We start from the raw sequence: 19,729 nt of genomic DNA, 5'->3' as shown, positions 1-19,729 counted from the left end.
GGGTAACGATCCACGGGAACGGCAGATTAGATAGGCTGCTTATGATACCGGCGCGGACGGATCTGGGGCGGGAAAAGTAAAACTATTTGCCGGGAGGCTACTTCAGGATTTGGCCGGGGCAACCAGTTGTGTGGTGACCAGCGCCGCCAGGGCATTTTCTTCGCTGCCGAAACGGGCGAGCAGGGCGGCTTGTTTCTCGGGCGAGAGACGGTTCCAGATCTCGATCATTTTCTCGGTGGCGCCGATCAGGACGGCAGCTTGGCTTTCGGAGAATTCGTCGGTCATGGCGGGCTCGGGGTTCAGGCAGTGTGGAAAGCGCATGTTAGCGCTTTCCACACGGTCTGTACGACGGGTCTTACTCTTCGTTGTCGGCCGGGCGGCTCTCAACGGCTTCTTTCGGCTCGGGTTGCCCCGCGCCGGCTTGTTGCGTGGTCGTCTGCTCAGGTACGTGCAGGCTTGGGAAGGGGAGATTAGGAATCTCGTGCATGGTTGCGCTCCTCGCTAAGTCTGTTGATAGATCTGGTAGATCCGCGCTTCTTGAAAGCCTGCGCAGGATACAGCAGGAAAAATGACAATCAGACTTTTAATTCAAATTAATGCGACAGATGGCCGCAGGGGAGGGCAAAAACGAAAGGTCACCACAAAACAAATGTAGGAGCTGCCGAAGGCTGCGATCTTTTGATCCCGCTTTAGAAGCAAGATCAAAAGATCGCAGCCTTCGGCAGCTCCTACAGGGGTACTGCGGTGTTTTGATTATTTGCAGACGCTGGCGATGGCTTCGGCCAACAGGGCGAGGCGGGTGGCGTCGATACCGGCGACGTTAGCCCGGCCCGAGCTGACCATGTACACACTGTGATGCTCGCGCAGTTGTTTCACTTGCTCCGGCGACAGCCCGGTGTAAGAGAACATCCCGCGTTGCACGCCAATGTGCGCAAAGCGTTCACGCAGGCCGTGCGGCTCCAGCGCTTCGACCAGACCGCTGCGCAGTTGCGCAATCCGCAGACGCATGGCTTCCACTTCATCGGCCCAACGGGCTTTCAGTTCTGGATCGGCGAGGATGGTCGCGACCACCGCCGCACCGTGATCCGGCGGCGTCGACCACAGGTTACGGGCGATGTTGGCCAGTTGGCTGCGGATGTCGACGAGCTTGTCGGCAGTTTTCGCGCAGACGATCAGCGCACCGGTTCGATCGCGGTACAGGCCGAAGTTCTTCGAGCAGGAACTGGTGATCAGCAGCTCGGGCACTTCTGCCGCGAACAAGCGGGTCGACCACGCATCCTGTTCCAGACCATCGCCAAAGCCCTGGTAGGCAAAGTCGATCAGCGGCAGCAGATTGCGCGCGCGCACCACATCGAGCACGCGCTGCCAGTCGTCATGGCTCAAGTCAAAACCGGTCGGGTTGTGGCAGCACGCGTGGAGCAGCACCACATCACCTTTCGGCACTTGGTTGAGCACCGCGAGCATGGCGTCGACGTCGAGGCGGTTGTCACTGCCCACGTATGGGTAGTGACTGACCTTGACCCCGGCCGCGGCGAAAATGGTTTCGTGGATCGGCCAGGTCGGGTTGCTCAGCCAAACGCCTTTGCCCGGCAGGCACTGGGCGATGAAGTCAGCCGCCAAACGCAGGGCACCGGTGCCGCCCGGGGTCTGGGTGGCGCCGGCACGTTGTCCGGCGATCAGCTTCGAGTCGGCGCCAAGCACCAGCTCGTTGATGACTTTGCCGAACAGCGGGTTGCCGTGGCCACCGATGTAGGTCTTGGTGTCCTGGCTTTCGACGAGGCGCGCTTCAGCGATTTTCACCGCTTCCGGGATCGGTGTCAGGCCCTGAGCGTCCTTGTAGACGCCAACGCCCAAGTCGAATTTGCGCGGGTTGCTGTCCTGCGCATACGCCTCCATCAAGCCGAGGATCGGGTCGCCGGGTACCCGGCCGATGGCGTCGAAATGCATTACTTGCGTCCTTCTGCAGTCTTGGCCACTTCGTCAGTGCGCGCGGCCATGATGAAGTCGTTGCGGTGCAGGCCTTTGATCGAGTGGCTCCACCAGGTCACGGTGACTTTGCCCCACTCGGTCAGCAGGCCCGGGTGATGACCTTCGGCCTCGGAGATTTCACCGACAGCGTTGGTGAACGCCAGCGCGTGCTTGAAGTTCTTGAACAGGAAGACCTTCTCCAGTTGCATGATGCTGTCGCGTACTTCGATGTTCCAGTCAGGGATCTGCTTGATCAGGATCGGCAGTTCTTCGTCGCTGACTTGTGGCGCATCGGCGCGGCAGGCTTCGCAGTGGGCTTGGTTCAAAGTCGACATGGTGTATTCCTGAAATCGAGTGTGTTTTTTTTATTAAAGCGTTGGAGCCGTCAATGCCGTCACGCTAAACCAAAGTGGCGGCGACTGACAGGCTCAATTGTCAGCAAAAGTCGCGGTTCACGCGGCTTTCGGTTTCGGCGGAAATTTCGGTGCGTGCAGACCTAGCTGCATGCCTTGGCGAACCATGGCCATGATGTCTTCATGGGCCACATCGAACAGACGCTTGAGGTTCGGCAGGACAAAGTACAGCGGTTGCAGGATGTCGATGCGATACGGCGTGCGCATGGCTTCGAGCGGATCGAACGCCTGATGCTCAGGCTCGTCCGACAGCGAATAAACGGTTTCTTTCGGTGAAGACAGAATGCCGCCGCCGTAGATGCGTTTGCCTTGTGGGGTGTCGACCAGACCAAACTCGATGGTCATCCAGTACAGACGCGCCAGATAAACGCGTTCTTCCTTGGTCGCCTGCAAGCCGAGCTTGCCGTAGGTGTGGGTGAATTCGGCGAAATACGGATTGGTCAGCAGCGGGCAGTGACCAAAGATCTCGTGGAAAATGTCCGGCTCTTGCAGGTAGTCCAGCTCTTCGCGGGTACGAATAAAGGTCGCGACCGGAAATTGCTTGCTGGCCAGCAGTTCAAAAAAGGTCTGGAAGGGGATCAGTGCCGGAACGCGGGCGACCTGCCAACCGGTGGTTTCGCCGAGCACTTTGTTGATCTCGCCGAGTTGCGGAATGCGGTCGTGGGGCAGACCGAGTTTTTCGATACCGTCCAGATACTCCTGGCAGGCACGCCCTTCAATCACTTTCAACTGGCGAGTGATCAGCGTGTTCCACACCGCGTGTTCTTCGGCGGGGTAGTCGATAAAACCTTGCGCATCGGGCTCGCGGGCCACGTATTGCGTCTGCTTCATACTGCTCTCCTGCTAGGGGAATTCGTTCTTGTTATGTCCAGCGATGGATTCAGAATTACCTGAGAGCGGGTTGATGTGCAGCAGGTTGAATGGCCTGTGCGTAGGAAATTTCTCTTTAATTCGTAAAGTTATCGTTACGGTTTGGCGGATATCTCGCGTTTGCAGTGATTCATGGGTTTGAAAAGGCGGTTGGCTGTCACATAATCTTGACAACTATCTGCGTGCCGCCACAGAAAAGTCTGGCGCGGTCCCCCTGTAGGAGTGAGCCTGCTCGCGATAGCGGTGTATCAGTCAGCATCAATATCAACTGACCCAAAGCCATCGCGAGCAGGCTCACTCCTACAGGTTCTTCATCGTTTATTCGGGCGATTTATATGCGCATCAAAGTCCACTGCCAGAACCGCATCGGCATCCTGCGCGACATTCTCAACCTGCTGGTGGCCTACGGCATCAACGTCGCGCGCGGTGAGGTCGGTGGCGAGCACGGCAATGCGATCTATCTGCATTGCCCGAACCTGATCAATATCCAGTTCCAGGCGCTTCGTCCAAAGTTCGAGGCGATCGCCGGGGTGTTTGGCGTCAAGCGGGTAGGGCTGATGCCCAGCGAACGACGGCACATGGAGTTGAATGCCTTGCTCGGCGCGCTGGAGTTTCCGGTGCTGTCGATCGACATGGGCGGATCGATCGTCGCTGCCAACCGCGCGGCCGCTCAGTTGCTCGGGGTGCGCGTCGATGAGGTGCCGGGTATTCCGCTGTCGCGTTACGCCGAAGATTTCGACTTGCCGGAACTGGTGCGCGCGAATAAATCGCGAATCAACGGCATGCGGGTCAAGGTTAAGGGCGACATCTTTCTGGCTGACATCGCGCCACTGCAATCAGAGCATGACGACAGCGAGGCCATGGCCGGCGCCGTGCTGACCTTGCACCGCGCCGACCGCGTAGGCGAGCGCATCTACAACGTGCGCAAGCAGGAGCTGCGTGGCTTCGACAGCATTTTCCAAAGTTCGAAAGTCATGGCCGCCGTGGTGCGTGAAGCGCGGCGTATGGCCCCGCTGGATGCGCCGCTATTGATTGAAGGCGAAACCGGCACCGGTAAGGAGTTGCTGGCGCGTGCCTGCCACCTCGCCAGTCCGCGCGGGCAGTCGCCGTTGATGGCGCTCAACTGCGCAGGCCTGCCTGAGTCGATGGCCGAGACCGAGCTGTTCGGTTATGGCCCGGGTGCATTCGAAGGCGCGCGCGCTGAGGGCAAGCTCGGTCTGTTGGAATTGACGGCGGGCGGCACATTGTTTCTCGACGGCGTCGGCGAAATGAGTCCGCGTCTTCAAGTGAAGTTACTGCGCTTTCTACAGGACGGTTGCTTCCGCCGGGTCGGCAGTGATGAGGAGGTTTATCTGGATGTGCGGGTGATCTGTGCCACCCAGGTGGACTTGTCCGAGCTGTGCGCACGCGGCGAGTTTCGCCAGGATTTGTATCACCGCTTGAACGTGCTCTCCCTGCACATCCCGCCGCTGCGCGAATGCCTCGACGGCTTGACCCCGCTGGTCGAACACTTTCTCGATCAGGCCAGTCGGCAGATCGGTTGCTCACTGCCAAAACTGGCGCCAGCGGCGATGGATCGACTCAGTCATTACCATTGGCCGGGTAACGTGCGGCAACTGGAGAACGTGCTGTTCCAGGCGGTTTCGCTGTGCGATGGCGGCACGGTGAAGGCAGAGCATATTCGGCTGCCGGATTACGGCGTGCGTCAGCCGCTTGGCGATTTCTCGCTGGAAGGTGGCTTGGACGAAATTGTCGGGCGCTTTGAGAAAGCGGTGCTGGAGCGGTTGTATTCCGAGCATCCGAGCAGTCGGCAGTTGGGTAAGCGGCTGGGGGTATCGCATACGACGATTGCCAACAAACTGCGTGAATACGAAGTCGGCAAAGATCCTGAAGCTTAAGAGCAAAAGATCGCAGCCTTCGGCAGCTCCTACAGGAGTACGTATTTCAAATGTAGGAGCTGCGGCACGCTGCGATCTTTTGAGCCTTTGCCGCGAAGCGGCATAACACCGCCGGTTTTTCGACTTCGATACATTTCAGATTTCCCCTCGCCATCCCTCAAGTCCTTTGTTTACCGGGCCTTTGTGCGCCAGAAAAAAGTTGGTCTGCAAATTGCTTATGGCTCAGCAGTACAGCGGTGGGCGGCAAACGTCCGGCATGCAGAGGAAAGAGTGTGGACAAGTACCTTTATGTGGCAATGACCGGCGCCAGCCAGAACGCACTGGCGCAGAAGGCTCATGCCAACAACCTGGCGAACATCTCCACCAACGGTTTTCAGCGCGACCTGGAGCAGGCGCGTTCGATGCCGGTATTTGGTGACAGCTTTCCGGCGCGTGCGTTTGCCATGAGCGAACGGCCCGCCACCGACTTCACTCCGGGTTCGCTGGTACAGACCGGCCGTGACCTGGACGTCGCGGTGACCGGCAACGGTTTCATTGCCGTGCAGAACCCTAACGGTGGCGAAAGCTACGTGCGTACCGGCAGCCTCAACGTCGACGCCCTCGGCGTGCTGCGTGCCGGCAACGGCATGCCGGTGATCGGCAATGGCGGCCCGATCGCCGTGCCGCCCGAGCAGCAGATCGAAGTCGGTGAAGACGGCACCATCAGTATTCGTGCGATGGGCGAAGGCCCGCGCGTCATGGCGGAAGTTGACCGGATCAAACTGGTCAACCCGGACATCAAGAACATGAACAAGGGCCTCGACGGCTCGATCTACACCAAGGACGGCCAGCCGGCGCAGGCCGATGCCAACGTCAAACTGGTGTCGGGTTTCCTTGAGTCGAGCAACGTCAACGCCGTCGAAGAGATGACCTCGGTGCTGGCCTTGGCCAAGCAGTTCGAGTTGCACGTCAAGATGATGAACACCGCCAAAGACGACGACCAGGCCATGGCTCGGGTCTTGCAGATCAGCTAATTATCAGAACGTCGCGCCGAAAAACAGGCGCACGAGGAGAATCGAATGCTTCCGGCTCTATGGGTTGCCAAAACCGGTCTGTCCGCCCAGGACACCAACCTGACCACCATTTCCAACAACCTGGCGAACGTGTCGACCACGGGTTTCAAACGTGATCGCGCCGAGTTCCAGGACTTGCTCTATCAGATCAAACGCCAGCCAGGCGCCCAGTCGACCCAGGACAGCGAACTGCCGTCGGGTCTGCAACTGGGTACCGGTGTGCGCATCGTCGGCACCCAGAAAAACTTCACCGCCGGTAGCCTGCAAACCACCGAGCAGCCGCTGGACATGGCCATCGACGGTCGCGGTTTCTTCCAGATTCTGCAGCCGGACGGCACCACGTCCTACACCCGTGACGGTACCTTCCACCTCGATTCCAACGGCCAGATCGTTAACGCCAGCGGTTTCGCTCTGGAACCGGCGATCGTCATTCCGAACGATGCCCAGACCTTCACCGTCGGCCGTGACGGCACGGTGTCCATCACGGTTGCTGGCAATGCTGCGTCTCAGGTGATCGGCAATCTGCAAACCGCCGACTTCATCAACCCGGCCGGTCTGCAAGCCGTGGGCAACAACCTGTTCCTGGAAACCGCCGCTTCCGGCGCGCCGCAAGTCGGCACCCCGGGTCTGGCCGGTTTCGGTACCACCCTGCAGAACACCCTGGAAACCTCCAACGTCAGCACTGTTGAAGAGATGGTCAACATGATCACCACTCAGCGCGCTTACGAGATGAACTCCAAGGTGATCTCCACCGCTGACCAGATGCTCTCGTTCGTAACGCAGAATCTGTAATCAAGTCTATGAGGCGGCCATGAGGTCGCCTGCAACACCGTGAGGTAGGGTCATGAATCGCTTTGTATCTGTTCTGGCATTGAGTGGGGTCGTCTCGCTCGCGGGCTGCGTCGCCCCGACGCCCAAGCCCAATGACCCTTATTACGCCCCGGTGTTGCCGCGCACGCCGTTGCCGGCTGCGGCCAATAACGGCTCGATCTATCAGGCCGGTTTCGAGCAGAACCTGTACAGCGACCGCAAGGCTTTCCGGGTCGGTGACATCATCACCATCACCCTGAACGAGCGCACGCAGGCGAGCAAGAACGCCAACTCGCAGATGGACAAGAACAGCGACAACAAGGTCGGTCTGACCTCGTTGTTCGGTTCCAGCCTGACCACCAACAACCCGATCGGGGGCAACGACCTGAGTCTGAACGCCGGCTACAGTGCCGACCGCTCGACCAAGGGCGACGCCAAGTCCGGGCAGAGCAACAGCCTGACCGGTTCGATCACCGTGACCGTCGCTGACGTGCTGCCCAACGGCATCATCGCCGTGCGTGGCGAGAAGTGGCTGACGCTCAATACCGGTGACGAACTGGTGCGCATCGCCGGCCTGGTGCGTGCCGATGACATCGCCACGGACAACACCGTGTCGTCGACCCGGGTCGCCGATGCACGCATCACCTACTCGGGTACCGGCGCATTTGCCGATACGAGTCAGCCAGGCTGGTTCGACCGTTTCTTCCTCAGCCCGCTGTTCCCTTTCTAGGTGGCGACTTTGAATTTCAAGAGCCTCATGCTGGCTGCGGCGCTGATGTCCGCAGCCTTTGCTGCCCACGCCGAGCGGCTGAAAGATATCGCCAGCATTTCCGGCGTGCGTTCCAACCAGTTGATCGGTTACGGCCTGGTGGTCGGGCTTAACGGCACCGGCGACCAGACGACGCAGACCCCGTTCACCCTGCAGACCTTCAACAACATGCTCTCGCAGTTCGGCATCAAGGTGCCGCCGGGATCGGGCAACGTGCAGTTGAAGAACGTCGCGGCAGTGTCGATCAGTGCTGACTTGCCGGCGTTCGCCAAGCCAGGTCAGCAGGTCGACATCACGGTGTCCTCGATCGGTAACTCCAAGAGCCTGCGCGGCGGCACGCTGTTGCTGACCCCGCTCAAGGGTATCGACGGCAACGTCTACGCGGTCGCTCAGGGCAACCTGGTGGTTGGCGGTTTCGACGCCGAAGGCCGTGACGGATCGAAGATCACCGTCAACGTTCCGTCGGCCGGTCGCATCCCTGGCGGTGCCTCGGTGGAGCGTTCAGTACCGAGTGGTTTCAACCAGGGCAACAGCCTGACGCTGAACCTCAACCGTTCCGACTTCACCACCGCCAAACGTATCGTCGACAAGATCAACGACATGCTCGGCCCTGGCGTTGCGCAAGCCATCGACGGTGGTTCGATCCGCGTCACCGCACCGCTCGATCCAAGCCAGCGCGTCGACTACCTGTCGATCCTGGAAAACCTCGAAGTCGACCCGGGTCAAGCAGTTGCGAAAGTCATCATCAACTCGCGTACCGGCACCATCGTCATCGGCCAGAACGTGAAAGTGTCGCCAGCCGCCGTGACCCACGGCAGCCTGACCGTGACCATCACCGAAGACCCGATCGTCAGCCAGCCGGGCCCGTTGTCCAACGGCCAGACCGCTGTCGTGCCGCGCTCGCGGGTGAATGCCGAGCAGGAAGCCAAGCCGATGTTCAAGTTCGGCCCTGGCACCACTCTCGACGAGATCGTCCGTGCGGTGAATCAGGTCGGCGCGGCACCGGGTGACTTGATGGCGATCCTCGAAGCCTTGAAGCAGGCCGGCGCGTTGCAAGCCGACCTGATCGTGATCTGAGGCCGACCCTTATGGATATGCGCAAAAGCGGTCTGGTCAGCAGCAGCGATTCGGGTTCCTACTCGGACCTTAATCGCCTGAACCAGCTCAAGGTCGGCGACAAGAACAGCGATGCGAACCTGCGCAAAGTGGCGCAGGAATTCGAATCGCTGTTCCTCGGCGAAATGCTTAAGTCGATGCGCTCGGCGACCAACGCCTTGGGTGAAGACAATCCGCTCAACACGCCAGCGGCCAAGCAGTATCAGGAAATGTACGACCAGCAATTGGCCGTTTCCATGTCCCGCGAGGGTGGTGGTATCGGTCTGGCCGACGTGCTGATGCGCCAGATGTCGAAGAACAAACCGCTGGCACCGGGTGAGGCTGCGGCCGCGTCCGCCGCCAAGCAGGAAGAGGCCAAGGCGAAAGCTGCGGCCGTGGTCACACCGGTTGCCGCTGGCACCGTTGCCACCAACGGCCCGTTGTCGCGACTCAATGGCGAGCGTCCGTTGTGGGCATCGCGTTCGGTGAGCGCACCGAACACGCAGCTGGCTCATCGCAACGACATGGAATTGATCAATCAGCGTCGTCTGGCCTTGCCACCGAAACTGGCCGATCGTTTGCTCGCCGGGCTGGTACCGTCGGCGACGCCGGCAGCCGCCACGCAATTGCCGCAGCGCGCGACCACAGCGGCCACCACCGGCGCCGGCCCGCTGTACAACGGCGACTGGCTGGCGCGCGCCGAGGGCGAAAAGGCCTCTGGCGGGCAGATGCAGGTCTACGGTCGTGCCATGGCGCAGATTCCGCTGGCGCCGGCCAAGAAAGCCTTCAGTTCCGCCGACGAATTCGTCAACACCATGCTGCCGATGGCCAAGGAAGCGGCTGACCGTATCGGCGTCGATCCGCGTTATCTGGTGGCGCAAGCGGCGCTGGAAACCGGTTGGGGCAAGTCGGTCATGCGTGCCCAGGATGGCAGTAGCAGCCACAACCTGTTCGGCATCAAGGCGAGCAGCAACTGGAAGGGCGATTCGGCCCGCGCGATCACCAGCGAGTTCCGCGATGGCGCGATGGTCAAGGAGACGGCCGAGTTCCGTTCCTACGCCTCGTACAAGGACAGCTTCCACGATCTGGTGACTTTGCTGCAGAGCAATAATCGCTATCAAGATGTGCTGAAGTCTGCCGATAACCCAGAACAGTTTGTACGCGAGTTGCAAAAGGCCGGTTACGCCACCGACCCTAACTACGCAAGCAAGATTTCGCAGATAGCCAAGCAGATGAACAGTTTCCAAAACTACGCTGCGGCGGGTGTATCCACCACGCCTTTATAAGGCACAAGGTATAAGGTCTGAACCATGAGTTTGCTCAATATCGGGATGTCGGGACTGTCGGCCAGCCAGTCCTCTTTGGCTACGACAGGCAACAACATTGCCAACGTCGACACCGCCGGTTATTCACGTCAGCAAACCGTGCAGGGCACCAAATCCTCGCAGCAGTTCGGCACCGTGTTCATCGGTACGGGCACCACCCTGGCTGACGTGCGCCGGGTGTACAACTCGTACCTGGAAAGCCAACTGCACACCGCTACTTCGCTCGACAGTGAATCGGCTGCTTATCTGGCGCAGGCCACACCGCTGGACTCGATGCTGTCGGACACCAATACCGGCCTGACCGGCGTGCTGCAGAAATTCTTCACCACCATGCAGGGCGTCTCGACGTCGGCGACCGATGACACCTCCCGTCAATCGGTGCTGACCGGTGCGCAGGCGCTGACCAGTCGCTTCAATACCATCGCCAAACAGCTCAACGACCAGAACACCACCATCAATGGCAGCCTCGGCGACATGACGTCCCAGGTGAACAAGCTGGCCACGGCGATTGCCAACCTGAACCAGAAGATCGGCGAGATCTCCACCAGCGGTGGTGCGCCGAACGACCTGCTCGACAGCCGTAACGAAGCGGTACGCCAGCTCTCCGAACTGACCGGTGCACAGGTCGTCGAGCGTGGCACCAGTTTCGACGTCTACGTCGGCAGCGGTCAGCCGCTGGTGATCGGCAACACCACCAACACGCTGAGCATGGTCGCGAGCAAAGACGATCCGTCGCGCATGGCCATCCAGATGGATCGCGGTTCGAGCACCATCGACATCACCTCGGCGATGAGCGGTGGCGAAATCGGTGGTCTGCTGACCTATCGCAAAGAAGTCCTCGACCCGTCGCTCAACGAACTGGGGCGTGTGGCACTGGTGATCGCTGATCAGGTCAACAGTCAGCAAGCCCAGGGCATCGACAAGAACGGTGACTTCGGCGCGGCAATTTTCAACAACATCAACAGTGCCGCGCTGGTCAGTTCGCGCAGCATCGCGCAGTCGGGCAACAGCACCGGTTCGGGTAACCTCGATGTCACCATCAAGGACACCGGCAAGCTGACCACCAGCGATTATCAAGTGACGTTCACCAGCGCCACTGACTACACGGTCAAGCGCTCCGACGGCACCGACCTGGGCGCCTTCAGCACCACAACCAATCCGCCGCCAGTGATCGACGGTTTCACCCTTGCACTCAAGGGTGGTGCGTTGAGCGCCGGTGACAGCTTCAAAATCACCCCGACCCGCAATGCGGCCGCGAGCATCCAGACGGTGCTTACCGATCCGAAGAAAATCGCTGCGGCCGGTCCGTTGACCGGTGTGGCCAGCGCCAACGGTCTGGGCACTTTCACCCAGCCGACGCTGACCAGCAAGATCGATATCTACAACCCGACTGCCCAGGCTGACATGCAGGCGGCGCTGAAGAATTCGACGCCGGTGAAACTGGTGTTTGGTGCGGTTACCGGGGGCAGCCAGTCTTACACTTTCGTGGATGCCAAGGGCGGCCTCATCAGCAGCGGCACTATCGTTCCCGGTCAATCGAACGCGCTGGAACTTAAAGTCGGCATCGTCGATGCCAGCGGCAACCCGGTGCTGGACACCAGTGTTACGCCGAACGTACAGAAAACCTTCTCCGTGCAGACCACCGTTGGCGGCACGCCGAAGCCTGGCGAAACCTTCACCATGAACCTGACCGGTGCGGCGTCCTCGGACAACCGCAACGCGCAATCGCTGGTCGCCCTGCAAACGGCGCAGACCGTCGATACCGGTTCGGCGAGCAAGGGCATCAGCCTGACTGACGCTTATAACAAGCTGGTGACCAACGTCGGTACCAAGACCGCTCAAGGCAAGTCCGACAGCGCCGCGACCACGGCGATTCTGGATAACGCCAAAGGCGCGCGCGATTCGCTGTCCGGGGTCAACCTGGATGAGGAAACCGGCAACCTGGTCAAATATCAGCAGTACTACACAGCGTCTTCGCAGATCATCAAAGCTGCGCAGGAAACTTTCGCCACGCTGATCAACAGCCTTTAAGGAGTCGTAATTCATGCGCATTTCCACCGCCCAGTATTACGGCACGCAAGCGTCGGACTATCAGCGTAACTTCAACAAGGCTGTCGCCACCGCCAGTGAGGCGAGCAGCCTGCAGCGCATCACCAATGCGTCCGATGATCCGATCGGCGCCGGTCGTTTGCTGCAACTGGGCCAGCAGGCCGCGCTGCTGGATCAGTACGGCACTAACGTCAACAGCGCCAAGAGTGCGTTGAACGTGCAGGAATCCACGCTGGATGCCATCACCACAGCGTTGGGTCGTGCCAAAGAGCTGGCCCTGGCCGCGAACAACGGCACCGCCACCGACAAGGATCGCCAGGCTTACGCCTCGGAACTGGGCGAGATCCAGCAACAAGTGCTGGGCCTGATGAACGCCAAGGATGCCAACGGCAATTACCTGTTCTCCGGTTCGAAAACCGATACCGCGCCGTACTCGAAGAATGCCGACGGCACCTTCTCTTACAACGGTGACCAGACCACGATCAATCTGGACATCGGCGATGGGATGACCGTTGGTACCAATACCACCGGTTGGGATGCGTTCCAGCAAACCATCAACACCGGTCGCACCAACACCCAGATGACCGCTCCGGCGGTGGATGACGGTCGTGTAGTGCTGTCCAACGGTACCGTTGGCACCGCTGCAACCTACGATGCCAAGTTTACTGCCGGCCAGCCTTACACCGTGGCTTTCGTCAGCAGCACCCAGCTGAAAATCACCGATGCCCTAGGCAACGACGTGACCGCTGAGGCGAGCCAGAACGGCTTGGTCAGCAACAGCAGCGGCGCCAACCAGACCGTCAGCTTCCGTGGCGTCGACATGAAGCTGAACATCAACCTGAAGGCCGGCGACACCAACCCGGATGCCGTGATTGCCGGGCACAGCTTCCAGCTGTCGACTTCGCCGGACTCGTTCACCACCACGCGCAACCCGGGCAACCCGTCGACGACCGTCATCACCGGTTCCAGCATCACCAACCAGGCGGCCTACACCGCAGCATTCCCGCAGGGTGGCGCGGTTCTCAAGTTCACCAGCGCGACGGCTTTCGATCTGTACGCGGCGCCGGTCACGGCTGACAGCAAGCCGGTATCGTCGGGCACTGTGGCCGGTGGTAACGCGACAGCAGCGGGTGTGACCTTCGCCTTGGGCGGCACGCCGGCGGCGGGCGATCAGTTCTCGATCCAGCCGAACAATCACCAGACCCAGAACGTGCTCGACACCCTGGGCCAGATGATCACGGCGCTGAACACCCCAGTCGATGGTGATGCGGTCGCCAAGCAGAAGCTGCAGGGCGCCATGGAGGCGGGCCTGGGCAACCTCGACGCCGCAGCCAACCAGATTGGCACTTCCGTCACCACCATTGGTGCGCGCGGCCAGTCGCTGGACATGCAGACCATCACCAACTCGAGCCTGAGCACGGCGAACTCCACGACCCAAGGCTCGATCCGTGATTCGGATCCGGCCGAAGTCATGACTCGCCTGACCTTGCAGCAAACCATGCTGCAGGCCGCGCAACTGGCGTTCAGCAAGATCAGTCAGTTGGGTCTGTTCAACAAGATCTGACGGTTGGCGGGCGCGTGAGCGCCCGTTTGCCCTGTCCCTCAGTTAATGTTTTTTAGCGGTATCAGGGCTCGCTTTTCCGAGCAGGCTCGTACCGCCTGTGAGCCCGCCGTGAATTCACTCCCCCTCGTCAGCATTGCCATTCCCGCCTTCAATCCGCGCTTTTTCGAGCGGACGTTGAACAGTGCCGTGAGCCAGAACTACGGCAATCTCGACATCATTGTGTGCGATGACAGTCGTGGCGACGAGATCGAAGACATCGTCAAGTCGGTCATGGAGCAGACGGGGGCGGTGGTGCGTTACGTGCGCAATCCACGTACGTTGGGGCTGGTCGGTAACCTGAAGGTCTGCCTTGAGCAGTCCCGGGGCGAGTTCATCAAGTTCCTGTGTGACGATGACTTGCTCTATTCGGCGTGTATCGAACAGCAAGCCCATGAGATGCGCCGTGAGGAAGTCAGTCTGGTGGTGGCGCAGCGGCTGCTGTGGGATGCCAACGACATCATCCTGCCGGCACGTCTGGAAAACAGCTCGTTGTCGCCGGCCAGTGGCTTGCTCAAGGGCGACGATGTACTGAGCATCTTTGAGAAGTTTCCGGTCAACGTGCTCGGCGGTTTCAGCAGCGCAATGTTCCGGCGCGCGGATGTCGCCGGACTGTTGCCGGCCCTGACCGAAGACGCTGCCTGCTTCGTCGCGACCCTGGATTTTGCCTTGTATGTCTGCCTGCTGCGGCGCGGCAACCTGGTGGTCTCCAACAATGTGCTGAGTGCCGAGCGTCTTTACCCCGAGCGTCTGAGCGCGCAGCAACCGATGAAAGACGCGGCGGAGATCGAGCGCGAGTGGATCTCGCAAATGCTCAAGGTCCGCAGCGGCGAGTCGGCGCCGGCGTCGGGCTGGGTTCGTTATGTGCCGTTGACCAAGGCTGACGAGTCGCCTCGGGTCTGGGAAGAGCTGCCGCTGAGCCGCACCCTCGGCGCCAAGCAGAGCCGTCAGGAGCTGGGGGTCGGTGTCGACAGCTTCAGTTTCGGCGAACTCTATGCGCAGTGGCTGGCAGTTCGCGTGCTGACCGAGGCGCAGCGCCAATGGCTGCCGGAAACCCTCGCGGGCTGGCCGCATCAGCCGCGCATCGTACCGATCATCATTGATGCCCAAGGCAGTCGCGATGGCCTGGAGCGCACCCTTGAGGCACTCGCCGCTCAGGATTATCCGCCGGAGCTGGTGCTGGTTTTGTCTGCGGCGTGCACCGAAGCGCAGCTGGATGGTCGGGTGTTCCACATGCCGTTGCAGGATGACGGCCTGGAGCAGATCAACACGTTGCTGCCGCAACTGGACGGCGCCGACTGGTTCTATCTGCTGCAGTCGGGTGATTGCCCGGTGGCAGCGGCGCTGCTGGTGATGGCCGATCGCATTGCGCACTCAAGTGCGCTGACGTGCCTGTACAGCGACGAAGGCAGCCTACGCGATGGCGAGTCGGCCGAGCCTGCGTTCAAGCCGGATTTCAACCTCGACCTTATGCGCAGTTACCCCTACGTCGGGCGTGCCCTGGCGTTCCAGCGCGAACGGTTTCTGGCGCTCGGCGGTTTTGCCTCGACGTTCGCTGAACTGGCGCCCCACGATGTGCTGTGGCGTATGGTTGAAAGCGATGGCCTGCAAGTGGTCGGGCACATTGCTGAAGTGTTGCTGGAGTCGAAATTCGACCTGTCGCAATGGCTCACTGATCCTGGCGTTGCGCAGCAAAGCCCGCGCATTCTCGAAGCGCATCTGCAACGTCTCGGCATCGCTCACGAAATCCGCGACGGTAACAGCGGGCTGCTCAATCGTGTCGACTATCACCATGCCCGGCGCCCATTGGTGTCGGTGGTCATTGTCACGCAGGACCAGACTGCCGCGTTGCAGCGCTGCGTCGAGACACTGCTGGAGAAGACCGCCTACACCGAGTACGAATTGCTCTTGGTCGATAACGGCTGCAAAAGCGCCGAAGCGTTGGCGTGGCTGGACGGTATGGCACAAATGGGCAGCGAGCGGATTCGCGTGCTGAGCTATCCGCAAAAGGGCAACGCGGCAGCGGTGCACAACTTTGCCGTTAGCCAGGCGCGCGGTGAGTATGTGTTGATGCTCAATGCCTTTGCGGTGATCACCCAGAGCGATTGGCTCGACGAACTGCTCAATCATGCGCAGCGTCCTGAGGTCGGCGTGGTCGGCGCCAAGCTGTTCAACCCGGACGGAGGCGTGCTGCACGCGGGGCTGATTCTTGGCTTGAACGGGCCGGTCGGGTTGCCGTTCTATGGCCAGCCGGTGCAGTCGGAAGGGTACATGCACCGCCTGCAAGCGGTGCATGACCTGAGTGCCGTCGGCGGCGATTGCCTGATGATTCGCAAGTCGGTGTTCGAAGCCGCCGGCGGGCTGGACGAGCAGGACTTCAAGCAAACGCTCAATGTCGTGGACCTGTGTCTGCGTGTTGGCCGCGACGGTTATCTGGTGGTGTTGAACCCCCATGCCGTGCTGGCCGTGGGGGCGCGGCCGAATGCCGTGGCGACGCCTGAGGAAGAAGCGCAGCACCTTGAGGAGAGGGACACGTTTTACCAGCGCTGGCTGCCGCTGGTGGCGCGCGACCCGGCCTACAACGTCAACCTGACGTTGCAGGGCGTGGGCGCCACCAACTTCAGTCTGGAGCCGGGCCTGCGCACTGGCTGGAGTGCATTCTCCAAGGCACAGTTGCCCAACCTGCTAGTGGTGCCGATCAACGCTTCGGCCATCGGCCATTACCGCATGAGCCAGCCGATGATCGAGCTGGAAGCGGCCAACCGGGCAGAAGGGCGCATTTGCTACGGCTTGCCGTCGATCATCGATATCGAGCGTCAGTCACCCGACGTGATCGTCCTGCAAGGGCGCTACTCGGAGCACGCCATCGATGAAATTCCACCGCTGAAGAAATACTTCAATGCTCGGCGGATCTTCGAACTCGACGACTATGTCATCGACGTTCCTCACCGCAACGCGCACATCCGCAACATGCCGAGCAAGCAGGACATGGAGCGCATGGTGCGGCGTGCGATCGGGCTGTGCGATCGCGCGGTCGTATCCACCGCGCCGCTGGCCAACGTGCTGTCGGACATGCACCACGACATTCGTGTGGTGCCGAACATGCTGGCCAAGGACTTGTGGGGCCATCTGCGCAGCCAGCGTCGGACCTCGAAGAAACCACGGGTCGGCTGGGGCGGCGGCACCAGTCACCACGGTGATCTGGCGGTGATCGCCGAGGTCGTTCGTGAACTGGCCAATGAAGTCGACTGGGTGTTCTTCGGCATGTGCCCGGATGACCTGCGTCCCTACATGCATGAGTTCCATGGCGTCATCGGCCTGGACGTGTACCCGGCGAAACTGGCCAGCCTCAACCTCGATCTGGCGTTGGCGCCGCTGGAATTCCATATCTTCAACGACTGCAAGAGCAACTTGCGGCTGCTGGAATACGGCGCCTGCGGCTACCCGGTGATCTGCACCGACACCGAGGCCTATCGCGGTTACTTGCCGTGCACCCGGATCAAGACCAACTCCACGGATGAATGGCTGCAAGCGATCCGCATGCACCTGGCGGATCCGGATGCCAGTTATCGCATGGGCGATGAATTGCGTGAGGTGGTGCTGCGCGATTACGTGTTGCGTGGCGATAACCTGCGCTACTGGGAATACGGCTGGTTGGCCGATTGATCGAGCCAGGCGTGATCTAAAGAAAACAGGCGACTTTGACAGTCGCCTGTTTTTTTTGCCTTTGAAAATCGTCTTCGCATCAGTTTCGATACAAATTTTTGCCGAAGCTCAAGCTTCGCGTCTTTGCAGTCGATAGCTCTTTATTCGTTTACTCATCATCCGGCAGGGATTGCACGCTTGAGCGGTCTCTCTCTCTCTGCCGACCGACCGCTTTCAACAACAACGCAAGGAAGACGCAAATGTCAGTAGTAAATGGAACGAGTGAAGCGGATGTCCTGTTGGGCACCGACGGCAATGACTGGATGTGGGGCGGCGATGGCGCCGATCATTTCGTCGGTGGCGAGGGTTACGATACCGTCAGCTACAGCGACAGCCTTGAGGGCGTGAGAGTCGCAGACTTCGCCAACTACGACGGCCTGACCATTGCCTACGGTGACACCTTCACCGGCATTGAAGCGCTGCAGGGTTCGGGCTTTGATGATGTGATTTATCGTCATAAAGACTTTATGAACATCGACGGTGCTGACGGCCATGACACCGTGAGTTATCGCTACGCTTTCGATCCGGTCAACATTTTGATCGGCGGCGGCGTCAACGCTGCGGGCGACACACTGATTAATGTGGAAGAGGTTATTGGTTCCACCGATGCCGACCACTTCACCGTGAACACCAGTGGTGTGGTCGTCGCTGGCGGTGGCGGTGACGATGTCTACACGATCAACAGCGCCGGCGTGACCATCGAGGAAATCGAAGGCTACAGGGGCGGTACCGATCATGTGTTCACCAGCCTGTCCGAGTTGAGACTGAGCGCGCTCGTTGAAAACCTGACCTATACCGGCAGCGCTGACTTCGTCGGTTACGGCAATGACGAGAACAACACCATCGTCTCGGGTGCCGGCAATGATGTGCTGTTGGGTGGTGCGGGTGCCGATAACTTTGAGGGTGGCGCCGGTATCGACATCGTCAGCTACGACGACAGTACCGAAGGCTTGAGCGCTTCACTGAAATGGGGCGTGCAGAGTGGTATTGCGTTCCACGACGTTTACATCGATATCGAAGGCCTGCGCGGCAGTCAGTTCAATGACGTTATGGAAGGCGATTGGGGCGATAACATTCTTGAAGGCAGCGCGGGCGACGACCAGATTCAGGGGGGCGATGGCAACGATCACATTTATGGTGGGCTGGCCTCTGGTCTCGATGTCGGCGGTCAGTCCGATAGCCTGTCGGGTGGCGCTGGTGATGACGTTATCGTTGGTGCGGTCAATGATCTGTTCACCTGGGCCAGTGGTGACGATGGCAATGACAGCATCACGCTGGGGCGAGGGTTTGCTTTCGGCGGCGCGGGTAATGACGTGCTGACCGGCACTGGCAGCGACTACATGCTGCAGGGCGATGGCGGCAATGATGTGTTGATTCTCAACCTTGCCGGTCAGTCGAATTCCGGCGGCAGTGCGTATGGCGGGCAGGGCGATGACAGCTACGTGGTGAATACGTCTGGCCTGGTGACAATCAAGGATGAGGGGCTGGATATCAATGACACGCTGATCCTGAATACGATCGCCAATGCCAGTCAGTTGAGTGTGACCCGTATTGGCAACGATGCTTATCTGCACAGTGCCAATGACGGTAGCAGTGGTGTGCCGGATAACGGCGTGAAACTGGCGGATTGGTATGCCGGGTTCAACACCATCGAGCACCTTCAGACTGCCGATGGTCAGGCGTTTGAAGTGCCGGTGAGTGGTGATGAGTTTGCCATGTTTGGGTAGTCGTTTGCATTGTTGATCTGGGTTGTCTGGGGCTTGGCGGCCTTTGGGCCGACCATGCTCTTGGGGTTTTGGGGGGTGTATCCGTTGCTGCGGGTGTTGCTGATTAGGGTTCCGCCCTTACGGCGGGTCACTTTTTCCAGACGCCGAAAAAGTAACCAAAAAGGCTTGCTCCTGCGTGCGGCCCGCTCGCTGGGGCTCGGGGTTCCTTCGCTCCGGGATCGATCCGGGCGCAGCGCCTACGGTTTGCTTCGCTGCACCTCCTCTCGCTGTGTTTGGCTTCGCCAAACGGTCGCTGCGCTCCCACGCCCGGATCAATCCCTCCACTCAGCCTTCCGACGTCGCCCTACAGATCAAAAGCCGCAGCCGAGCTAACGCTCATCCTGTTGAGTGGTGAGGGGCGGGTGTTCCGCTTTGGTTTTGCGGTGGGGCTGCCCCTCACCCCAGCCCT

General features: G+C 60.2%; 15 protein-coding genes. 10 read left to right on the top strand and 5 right to left on the bottom strand.

Going from position 1 to position 19,729, the window contains the following annotated elements; genetic code table 11:
- Positions 1–102: 102 nt before the first annotated feature.
- The 5 genes from ACI514_RS17630 to phhA all read right to left on the bottom strand — a co-directional run bounded on the left by ACI514_RS17630 (position 103) and on the right by phhA (position 3,212).
- Positions 103–285 (bottom strand): hypothetical protein, encoded by a 183-nt coding sequence (locus ACI514_RS17630; protein ID WP_025113527.1) that lies wholly within the window; start codon positions 283–285, stop codon positions 103–105.
- 70 nt (positions 286–355) lie between these two features.
- Entirely contained in the window at positions 356–487 is a 132-nt protein-coding gene (locus ACI514_RS17625; protein ID WP_016987951.1) for a hypothetical protein, read from the bottom strand.
- 266 nt (positions 488–753) lie between these two features.
- Positions 754–1,947, bottom strand: a complete 1,194-nt coding sequence (locus ACI514_RS17620) for an amino acid aminotransferase (RefSeq protein WP_405122106.1) — start codon at positions 1,945–1,947, stop codon at positions 754–756.
- The gene (locus tag ACI514_RS17615) at positions 1,947–2,303 is read right to left on the bottom strand and encodes a 4a-hydroxytetrahydrobiopterin dehydratase (RefSeq protein ID WP_003222798.1); all 357 of its coding nucleotides are present in this window, start codon (positions 2,301–2,303) and stop codon (positions 1,947–1,949) included. The genes ACI514_RS17620 and ACI514_RS17615 overlap by 1 nt, the downstream gene beginning before the upstream one ends.
- A 117-nt stretch (positions 2,304–2,420) precedes the next feature.
- Positions 2,421–3,212 carry a phenylalanine 4-monooxygenase gene (phhA, locus tag ACI514_RS17610; protein ID WP_007920123.1) on the bottom strand — a complete coding sequence of 264 codons (792 nt, stop codon included), beginning with the start codon at positions 3,210–3,212 and terminating at the stop codon, positions 2,421–2,423.
- Between the two features lie 374 nt (positions 3,213–3,586).
- Here phhA and ACI514_RS17605 point away from each other — a divergent pair, with 374 nt between their 5' ends.
- From ACI514_RS17605 to ACI514_RS17560, 10 genes are all read left to right on the top strand, one after another.
- Positions 3,587–5,149, top strand: coding sequence for a sigma-54-dependent phenylalanine hydroxylase transcriptional regulator PhhR (locus ACI514_RS17605; protein ID WP_007920121.1), 1,563 nt, complete (start codon positions 3,587–3,589; stop codon positions 5,147–5,149).
- A 272-nt stretch (positions 5,150–5,421) separates the two neighbouring features.
- On the top strand, positions 5,422–6,162 hold the full coding sequence (locus ACI514_RS17600; RefSeq protein WP_038363771.1) for a flagellar basal body rod protein FlgF: 741 nt from the start codon (positions 5,422–5,424) through the stop codon (positions 6,160–6,162).
- 45 nt (positions 6,163–6,207) lie between these two features.
- Complete coding sequence (gene flgG / locus ACI514_RS17595) at positions 6,208–6,993, top strand: flagellar basal-body rod protein FlgG (protein ID WP_007920118.1); 786 nt, start codon at positions 6,208–6,210, stop codon at positions 6,991–6,993.
- A 52-nt stretch (positions 6,994–7,045) separates the two neighbouring features.
- Positions 7,046–7,741 (top strand): flagellar basal body L-ring protein FlgH, encoded by a 696-nt coding sequence (gene flgH / locus ACI514_RS17590; RefSeq protein WP_038363773.1) that lies wholly within the window; start codon positions 7,046–7,048, stop codon positions 7,739–7,741.
- A gap of 27 nt (positions 7,742–7,768) precedes the next feature.
- Positions 7,769–8,857 carry a flagellar basal body P-ring protein FlgI gene (locus ACI514_RS17585; RefSeq protein WP_161986589.1) on the top strand — a complete coding sequence of 363 codons (1,089 nt, stop codon included), beginning with the start codon at positions 7,769–7,771 and terminating at the stop codon, positions 8,855–8,857.
- Positions 8,858–8,868: 11 nt separating this feature from the next.
- A complete protein-coding gene (gene flgJ, locus ACI514_RS17580) occupies positions 8,869–10,161 on the top strand; it encodes a flagellar assembly peptidoglycan hydrolase FlgJ (RefSeq protein WP_405122105.1) in 1,293 nt (430 codons plus the stop codon).
- A 24-nt stretch (positions 10,162–10,185) separates the two neighbouring features.
- Positions 10,186–12,231 (top strand): flagellar hook-associated protein FlgK, encoded by a 2,046-nt coding sequence (flgK, locus tag ACI514_RS17575; protein WP_405122104.1) that lies wholly within the window; start codon positions 10,186–10,188, stop codon positions 12,229–12,231.
- Between the two features lie 13 nt (positions 12,232–12,244).
- Positions 12,245–13,813 carry a flagellar hook-associated protein 3 gene (locus tag ACI514_RS17570; protein ID WP_160056742.1) on the top strand — a complete coding sequence of 523 codons (1,569 nt, stop codon included), beginning with the start codon at positions 12,245–12,247 and terminating at the stop codon, positions 13,811–13,813.
- Positions 13,814–13,921: 108 nt separating this feature from the next.
- Positions 13,922–17,515: a glycosyltransferase gene (locus ACI514_RS17565; RefSeq protein ID WP_160056744.1), complete on the top strand. Its 3,594-nt coding sequence runs from the start codon at positions 13,922–13,924 to the stop codon at positions 17,513–17,515.
- Between the two features lie 239 nt (positions 17,516–17,754).
- Positions 17,755–19,281 (top strand): calcium-binding protein, encoded by a 1,527-nt coding sequence (locus ACI514_RS17560; RefSeq protein WP_405122103.1) that lies wholly within the window; start codon positions 17,755–17,757, stop codon positions 19,279–19,281.
- Positions 19,282–19,729 lie beyond the last annotated feature (448 nt).

It is taken from the genome of Pseudomonas sp. M20, from assembly GCF_045037865.1.
Classification (GTDB): Bacteria; Pseudomonadota; Gammaproteobacteria; order Pseudomonadales; family Pseudomonadaceae; genus Aquipseudomonas.
The sequence above is the reverse complement of the archived record's forward strand: the minus strand, read 5'-3'. Positions and strand labels throughout refer to the sequence as shown.

What these genes read in the sequence shown, in the direction of transcription:
- flgK (WP_405122104.1), top strand. Translation starts at nt 10,186, where the DNA reads ATGAGTTTGCTCAATATCGGGATGTCGGGACTGTCGGCCAGCCAGTCC.
- ACI514_RS17615 (WP_003222798.1), bottom strand. Translation starts at nt 2,303, where the DNA reads ATGTCGACTTTGAACCAAGCCCACTGCGAAGCCTGCCGCGCCGATGCG.
- flgG (WP_007920118.1), top strand. Translation starts at nt 6,208, where the DNA reads ATGCTTCCGGCTCTATGGGTTGCCAAAACCGGTCTGTCCGCCCAGGAC.
- ACI514_RS17625 (WP_016987951.1), bottom strand. Translation starts at nt 487, where the DNA reads ATGCACGAGATTCCTAATCTCCCCTTCCCAAGCCTGCACGTACCTGAG.
- flgJ (WP_405122105.1), top strand. Translation starts at nt 8,869, where the DNA reads ATGGATATGCGCAAAAGCGGTCTGGTCAGCAGCAGCGATTCGGGTTCC.
- ACI514_RS17570 (WP_160056742.1), top strand. Translation starts at nt 12,245, where the DNA reads ATGCGCATTTCCACCGCCCAGTATTACGGCACGCAAGCGTCGGACTAT.
- ACI514_RS17585 (WP_161986589.1), top strand. Translation starts at nt 7,769, where the DNA reads ATGCTGGCTGCGGCGCTGATGTCCGCAGCCTTTGCTGCCCACGCCGAG.
- ACI514_RS17560 (WP_405122103.1), top strand. Translation starts at nt 17,755, where the DNA reads ATGTCAGTAGTAAATGGAACGAGTGAAGCGGATGTCCTGTTGGGCACC.
- flgH (WP_038363773.1), top strand. Translation starts at nt 7,046, where the DNA reads ATGAATCGCTTTGTATCTGTTCTGGCATTGAGTGGGGTCGTCTCGCTC.
- ACI514_RS17605 (WP_007920121.1), top strand. Translation starts at nt 3,587, where the DNA reads ATGCGCATCAAAGTCCACTGCCAGAACCGCATCGGCATCCTGCGCGAC.
- phhA (WP_007920123.1), bottom strand. Translation starts at nt 3,212, where the DNA reads ATGAAGCAGACGCAATACGTGGCCCGCGAGCCCGATGCGCAAGGTTTT.
- ACI514_RS17630 (WP_025113527.1), bottom strand. Translation starts at nt 285, where the DNA reads ATGACCGACGAATTCTCCGAAAGCCAAGCTGCCGTCCTGATCGGCGCC.
- ACI514_RS17620 (WP_405122106.1), bottom strand. Translation starts at nt 1,947, where the DNA reads ATGCATTTCGACGCCATCGGCCGGGTACCCGGCGACCCGATCCTCGGC.